The 6,468-nt window shown below is 65.6% G+C and carries 6 protein-coding genes and 1 pseudogene; 2 read left to right on the forward strand and 5 right to left on the reverse strand.

Features of this window, described 5'->3' with window-relative positions:
• Both WAZ62_RS19240 and WAZ62_RS19245 read right to left on the reverse strand, forming a co-directional pair.
• Positions 1 to 308 (reverse strand): annotated as a pseudogene (locus tag WAZ62_RS19240) (hypothetical protein); the annotation flags it as partial.
• A 309-nt stretch (positions 309 to 617) separates the two neighbouring features.
• Positions 618 to 2,126 carry a DNA primase family protein gene (locus WAZ62_RS19245; RefSeq protein ID WP_422645149.1) on the reverse strand — a complete coding sequence of 503 codons (1,509 nt, stop codon included), beginning with the start codon at positions 2,124 to 2,126 and terminating at the stop codon, positions 618 to 620.
• A 131-nt stretch (positions 2,127 to 2,257) separates the two neighbouring features.
• On the opposite strand from WAZ62_RS19245, the gene WAZ62_RS19250 reads away from it, so the two are divergent.
• Both WAZ62_RS19250 and WAZ62_RS19255 read left to right on the forward strand, forming a co-directional pair.
• A complete protein-coding gene (locus WAZ62_RS19250) occupies positions 2,258 to 2,650 on the forward strand; it encodes a hypothetical protein (RefSeq protein ID WP_422645150.1) in 393 nt (130 codons plus the stop codon).
• Between the two features lie 78 nt (positions 2,651 to 2,728).
• Complete coding sequence (locus tag WAZ62_RS19255) at positions 2,729 to 2,956, forward strand: hypothetical protein (RefSeq protein WP_422645151.1); 228 nt, start codon at positions 2,729 to 2,731, stop codon at positions 2,954 to 2,956.
• Between the two features lie 2 nt (positions 2,957 to 2,958).
• Here the strand turns inward: WAZ62_RS19255 and WAZ62_RS19260 are convergent, their stop codons facing one another.
• The 3 genes from WAZ62_RS19260 to WAZ62_RS19270 are packed head-to-tail and all read right to left on the reverse strand — an operon-like array spanning position 2,959 to position 6,404.
• The gene (locus WAZ62_RS19260; protein WP_422645152.1) at positions 2,959 to 3,267 is read right to left on the reverse strand and encodes a hypothetical protein; all 309 of its coding nucleotides are present in this window, start codon (positions 3,265 to 3,267) and stop codon (positions 2,959 to 2,961) included.
• A 21-nt stretch (positions 3,268 to 3,288) separates the two neighbouring features.
• The gene (locus tag WAZ62_RS19265; protein ID WP_422645154.1) at positions 3,289 to 5,829 is read right to left on the reverse strand and encodes a DNA methyltransferase; all 2,541 of its coding nucleotides are present in this window, start codon (positions 5,827 to 5,829) and stop codon (positions 3,289 to 3,291) included.
• Positions 5,829 to 6,404: a hypothetical protein gene (locus WAZ62_RS19270; protein WP_422645153.1), complete on the reverse strand. Its 576-nt coding sequence runs from the start codon at positions 6,402 to 6,404 to the stop codon at positions 5,829 to 5,831. The genes WAZ62_RS19265 and WAZ62_RS19270 overlap by 1 nt, the downstream gene beginning before the upstream one ends.
• Positions 6,405 to 6,468 lie beyond the last annotated feature (64 nt).

Below are 6,468 nucleotides of genomic sequence, written 5' to 3' on the forward strand. Positions count from 1 at the left end.
GTGCCGGCCCGCCCGTGGCGCAGCAGGAGGCCCCGCATCGGCTGCGGCAGGACCTCGATCATTTCGGCGACATGGGCCGCGTCGGGATCGAGGGCGAGACCCCGCGCCGCCCCTGCCCCACCGTCGATGGCGCAGCCGAGGGCGGCGATGGCTTCGACGGCGGCGCAGCCATCGGCCGATCGCGACATCACGAGGCCACCATCGGCCCGGCGCTCGTCGGCGAACAGCTCGACCCCGCCGATATAGAGGTCGGCCCGCTGATCCCGGATGGCCCAGATGACCAGATGCTCAACGTCGATTTCGATCATGGCGAAGCCTCAAGGGGGCTGGAGGGTTCAGGGAGGGTTCAGGGAGGCTTGAAAAGCAAACCATCCCTAGAAAAAACCTATTCAATTCATAGACTTATGGATAGTTGGGAGGGTTGGGAGGGTTTATTGGAGGTCATATCCACATGTGGGTGCCCGCCTTACGGGAGGGCCGGAAAACCCTCCCAACCCTCCCAACCCTCCAAGACCCGCAGAAATGCAGGCCTTTTCGCGTGGGAGGGTTTCCGGTAAACCCTCCCTGAACCCTCCCACGTCCGCCTCGCCCGCGCGGGAACCCACCACATCTTGTGGTCAGGGCATGTCCATCTGATCGGGCGCGAAATCCTCGACCAGCTCCATGTCCTCATAGACGACGACACCGGACTTCGATTTCCGCACCCCCCGCTGGGTCAATATCCTGCCGAGCATCGTGCCGGACAGCGGATCCACACCCGATTGCTGCGCCCAGCGCTGATAGGCCTTGTAGAGCGTGTTTGCGGCCACGCGGGCGCCCGGCCGGGCCACGGTCGCGGCGGACAGGAATCTCCCGACCATGTCCTGATCGCTCCGGTAACTCTCGGTCGCCTCTCGCACCGCATCGGGCGGCGCCAGCCTATGCTTGCGCCAACCGGCATAGCCGGACAGCATCCAGTTGAGAATTCCAGCAGCCTCCGCCTGCAATCGCTCTTCCATCGTATCGTCGACCTTCTCGATCCGATGAGGGAATGCGGCCATGAGGAGGCGACGCCAGATGCCGTAATCCTGGCCCCGCACCGTCGGCGCGGTGTTGAAAGACAGGACGAATTTCGCCACCGGTGTGAATTCGAACATGTCGCGGTTCAGGTGACGCGCCGGGATCTTGTCCCCGCCGGTCAGGCTCTTGATCAGGGCCTCGTCCAGCTTCGCCCCCAGCGGCGGCTCGGCGGCGACGACGAAGCGCCGGCCGGGCAGGCGGGCGATATCCGGCGTCGGCTCGCCGCCGCGTCGGTGCTTGTCCTCGAGGAGCGAGGCGAAGGGCAGCGTCATGGCATAATCGCCCATGATGTGCATGAGGATATTCGCCAGGGTCGACTTGCCGTTTTTCCCGGTGCCATAAAGGAGAATCACGACCTGCTCCCCCGTGTAACCGGTCATGATGTAACCCGCCGCGCGCTGCAGGAAGTCGTGCATTTCCTGATCCGGCTGCCATTCCATCATAGCTTCGGTGAAGACGGGGCACGCCGCCAGCGGGTCATGGGCGACGGGCGAGATATGGGTGATCAGGTCCGCCCGGTCATGGGGCCGCAGCCGGTGGAAGCCGTCCCGCGCCAGCTCGATCGTGCCGTTCTGCGCATTGAACAGGGCCGGGTCGCGGTCCATATCCTCGACCTTGCGGCACAAATGCGGCTTGGCCTCTTCCAGCATGGCCGCGATCCGGCCGGAATTGCCGGACTGCACCGCCCATTTCCAGTGGGTCGCCACCTGTTCCTCCAGCTCCTCCGCCGTCTGTCGCGCGGTGGGGCCGGCCTCCCGGAGGGCAGCGGCCTCGGCGAACATCGCGTGCGCCACCTGTTGGGCCCTGTCCTGCGCCGCCCGCGCGCCGCCGTCGTCCGACCAGTTGCGCCCGGTCCAGACCAGCCAGCCCACCTGCTCGATCCAGATCAGATCCTTGCCGTGGCGGGCGATCAGGCGCCGGGCATTGCCCATGTCGTTCCGCACGACATGGGCCAGCTCGCCGTCGAGATCGTCGGTGATCAGCCCTTCGGGCAGGACGACGGCTGAAGCCGCCGCCTTCTTCGCCCGGGCCGCCGCCGCCGACAGGGGAACGAAAGCCGAGGTCATGCCCCCTCCCCTACCGGCGTCAAGCCGAGGACGGCCGCCGGCATCACTCCGAGGAAGCCCCTTGCCAGAAGAGGCAAGCAATGGCCGTATTCACCACTACCTGCCGCTTCATAAACAGGGGTCCTGCAATCATGACCGTTCGCGCAACAACTCTCTGCCTCGCCGCCATTGCTGTTTCGGCCTGCGTTCCGCCACCGGCAGCGCCGAAGCCCATACTGCACCCGACGAGCATCACCGATGCTGAAAAGAAAGTGATCGAAGAGGCCGCGCGAGACGGGCTGAAAGATCCCGATTCGGCCAAATTCCGGCACCCTCAACTCTACTTCGGCAATGAAATCTATTGCATCGAAGTCAACGCCAAGAACGGCTTTGGCGGATACACAGGGTTCCTGCCCGTCGAAATGTTCGTGACCAGGATCGACGGCAAGATCAAAGTCGCCGCCCCCATCGCTTACGCGACGGCAAACCCGAATGACGGCCGGACCCGCGCCGTCATCCAGATTTGCGCCGACAACGGTTACTGATCGCCCACAAGCGGAGAGACCTTCCGGAATAGCGCCAATCGCGATTGGCGATCCATACCAAAGGCGAAAGGACACACCATGCCCAGTTTCGAGCAAAATCCGCTGGACCTCATCTATCTCGCGACCATGCAACTCGTGGCCGCCCATGTGGGTCAGTCGAGCAACGACCCTCACATCGGGGCTAAACTGCCGCCCTCCCGGGTCGTCGCCGAATGCGCCCTGCTGGCGCGCCGCACCTATGAACAGATGCACGGCTGCCATGTCGAGATCGGCGAAACCTTCCCGGTTCCTGATTTCAGCCGATAGGGTCAGACACCCACGTCCTCCGGCGGCCTCGTCCCGACCGGCCGAACCATGCGGGCCGGCGGGATTTCGCGGCCCATGAGGATCGCGCCGGACTTGAGCAAGGCCTCGCCATCGAACCCGGGCTGCCAGTATTCGCCGGCCGCCAGGTGACCGGATCGCGCCCGCTCCTCGAGCCCGCGAAGGATGGTCGACGCCATCTTCGGGTTCAGCTCCGCGAACTGCCGGAAACGCTCCACCACGGTCTCGACCGGCAGCGGCGTCGCCGTGCTCCAGCCCGGCGAGACGATTTCGGACCCATGCAACATGCTCATTGAAACCTCCATGATCGCACATCATTCCGCCGCCTCCCCGGTCGGGAGCTGGTCGGCATCTTCCGCCGTGCTGGCGAAGAAATCGGGTATGGCTTCGCCGCGCGACGCCATTTCGAGGTAGTGCACACCGTCGAGGAAATAGCCGGGGTTCAACTCGCTGGCGCCGCCGCGGCGGCCCAGCATCAGGGCGCGCAGGGGCACGGTCATCAGACCGCCGAACGGGTCATAGACCAGATCGCCCTTGTTGCTGTACCGCTCGATCAGGCGATCGACGATGTCATATTGCAGCGGGCAGATGTGCTTCTCGACGTTACGACGCGCCTGCTCGCCGTTCAGGGTGCGCATCCGCTGGATGTCGTGCCAGACGAAGGCATCGGCGCTGCCCGGCGCCAGGGCCATGAAGGACGAGGGAAGGCGCCCGCGCGCCTCCAGTTCCTCGCCGATCTTCACATGCCAGTCGAAATCATAGACCCGCTTCAGCGTCTCGGCCGGGAACAGCGCCGCCAGCCGGCCGGGGCCGAGATCGGCCAGCTCGTCCGGCCGCAGCTGGCGATTGCCGCTCGACCGCCAGAGGGCATGCGCGTCGATCTGCCAGCGGGCGAGGGAATAGGATTCCCGATCATGGGCTACCGGCACGTCGGCATAGCCCTTGCTGCGATCCGACTGGGGTTTACGGAACAAAAGGACATATTCAGGCGAGCCGACCCCCATCTTCGTTCCGTCCTTCAGCATCTCGGAATAGGACAGCCGATAGGTCTGGTTGTTTTCCCGGACGACATCGGTCACCACCGTGATCTGGCCCATGAACTGGAAGCCGTGGCGGCGATAGTGAAAGATCGCCTCGGCATGGAACGGGGAGACGGTCGGCACCCCCTCGCCCGTGACCGAGCCGAAGAGGATGCGGTCCTTGACATGGATGCAGGCGAGCCTGCCGGGGGCGAGCGCACGAAGCAGCTCCGGCGTCAGATAGTCCATCTGCGCCCAGAAGTGATCATTGTCGTCGGTGTGACCGAAGTCGTTATAACTCGCCGAATATTCATAGTGGTTGGCGAAGGGGATCGAGGTCACGATCAGGCCGAGACTGTCCGCCTCCAGCCGCCGCGCCTCGTCCACCGCATCGTTGTTGGCGACGGTCCAGCCCGTGCCCGAAGCCTCGACACGCTCGACGCCGAAGGAGCGGCCAAGAAGATCGGCCATATCGTGCCGGCCAAGGCCGTATTTGCGGATGATTTCAGCCATGGTCGCCCGGACCTCCTCGTCTTGCCGCCATTTCGCCTTGAGGTCGGCGACGATGCCGCGTTCGGCATCGGTGTGGATGATGTCGATCTCGACCTCGCCGCTCTGGCCGAAGCGGTAGATGCGGTGGATCGCCTGGATGAAATCGGCGAACTTGAAGCCCACCCCGAGAAAGGTCGCGCGCCGGCAATGACGCTGGAAATTACCCCCGGCCCCCAGCATCACCGGCTTGGCGCCGAGAATGCGGCTGCGGCCATCGGCGAAATCCGTCGCTCGGCGCTCCTGCTCCTCGAGGTCCTGACTGCCGTAGACCGTGGAAATGTCGGGGATCGCCGCTTCCAGCGCCTTCCGCTCGGCCTCGAGGTCATGCCAGATGATCCGATGGGCGGCAGGATCGGCGGCGATGATCGCCTTCGCCTTCTCGACACGAAGCGCGATGCTGTCGCGCTTTTCCCGGGCGGCGCCGGTGATGCCGAGACCGCCGGTGAACATGCTCACCTGGCCGTCCCGCTCCTCGGTCAGGGCCAGGCGGTCGGCGCGCACCTCGTGCCAGTTGACCTTCAGGGGCGGCAGGGCATAGCCCTCGTCCGAGAAGCCGAGGTCGGACGGCCGCTGCAGGAAGATCGCCCAGCTGTGCACCCACAGCCAGAATTCACGCTCCTTGTGCGGATAGAGCGTGAGGTCGCCCGCCTGTTCCGAATTGCGCTGGAAAAATCTGGTCAGGGCCTGCCCCGTGTCCATCACCCCGAGGAAGCCGGCGTAATGGATCAGCTCCTTCAGCCGGTTGGGCGAAGGCGTCGCGGTCGCGACGAACTTGAAGGGGACGGGGTCGAACAGGGGCAGGAAGGTCTGGAACGTCTTCGATCCGTAGGAGCGGAGGACCGCCGCCTCGTCGAGGCTGGCCGCGGTGAAACGCCCCGGGTCCAGCTTGCCGTCGCGCACCGTCTCGTAATTGGTCAGGCATATCGGCCCGTCCTCGATCTCGGATTCCCGGCGGATGAACTTCATATCGACGGCGAATTCGCCCGTGAAGCGCGCCGCCGCCTCGGCGATGAATTCCCGCCTGACGCCGAGGGGCAGCACGATCAGGCGCGGCCCCGGCCGGTGACGACCGATGATGCGCATGATCTCGATCTGCATCGCGGTCTTGTGCAGGCCGAAGCTGGCGAAGATCGCCCGCCGCCCGCCGGCGACGGCCCAGGGCACGATGGCCCGGCAATGCGGCTTCAGGGCCGGATTGACATCCTCGGCCGCGACCTCGAAGCCCGCTGGCCGCGCGGCCACCATCTTGGCGCGAAGGAATTCGGTGTAATCTCCGCCGTCCATCACAGCCACCCCATCCCCGCGCCGCCGGTCCAGCCGCGCCGCCAGATCAGCCAGGCGAAGTCGATCATGCCGCCGTTCCGTCCCTCGCGCGGGACATCCGGTCGCCAGGTGGTCAGCCGGCGGGAGAAAATGAGCACCCGGGCCGGTGGGGCGCTGCGATAGAGCGCGCCCCGCTCGATCCCGGCGAGGAACGACAGTTTGACGAAGAGGGCGAGATAGTCCGGCTCCAGCGACAGGGCGTGACGCAGAAAGTCTTCGGCCAGGCGAAAGGGCGGATTGGTGACGATGGCCGGGGCGAGCAAGGCGCGCTCGAGCAGGAAATCGACGCGCCCCAGGCCGAAGCCCCGGTCGACCAGATCGGTCGAGATCACGGCCCTGCCGCTCGCCTCGATCACGCGCGATATCGCGCCCCGGCCACAGGCCGGCTCCCACACCCGGGCCGGAACATCGTCCGCGGCGAGGAGATCGGTCACGGCGTCGACTGGCGTCTCATAGAAATCGTCGCGCTGACGCTTGTAATCGGGGTCGACCGATTTCGCCGCGACCGCGCCGTGGATGAAGTCGCCGGCCATCATGCCACCCCGCGCGACAAAGGCCCCGCGCCCGCGCCGTCATGGCGGCGCGGCGCGGACACGGGGC

This window comes from Zavarzinia sp. (assembly GCF_049306435.1).
GTDB lineage: Bacteria > Pseudomonadota > Alphaproteobacteria > Zavarziniales > Zavarziniaceae > Zavarzinia.

Coding starts and splice junctions, on each gene's coding strand:
- WAZ62_RS19245 (WP_422645149.1), bottom strand. CDS start 2,126: ATGACCTCGGCTTTCGTTCCCCTGTCGGCGGCGGCGGCCCGGGCGAAG.
- WAZ62_RS19250 (WP_422645150.1), top strand. CDS start 2,258: ATGACCGTTCGCGCAACAACTCTCTGCCTCGCCGCCATTGCTGTTTCG.
- WAZ62_RS19255 (WP_422645151.1), top strand. CDS start 2,729: ATGCCCAGTTTCGAGCAAAATCCGCTGGACCTCATCTATCTCGCGACC.
- WAZ62_RS19260 (WP_422645152.1), bottom strand. CDS start 3,267: ATGAGCATGTTGCATGGGTCCGAAATCGTCTCGCCGGGCTGGAGCACG.
- WAZ62_RS19265 (WP_422645154.1), bottom strand. CDS start 5,829: ATGGACGGCGGAGATTACACCGAATTCCTTCGCGCCAAGATGGTGGCC.
- WAZ62_RS19270 (WP_422645153.1), bottom strand. CDS start 6,404: ATGATGGCCGGCGACTTCATCCACGGCGCGGTCGCGGCGAAATCGGTC.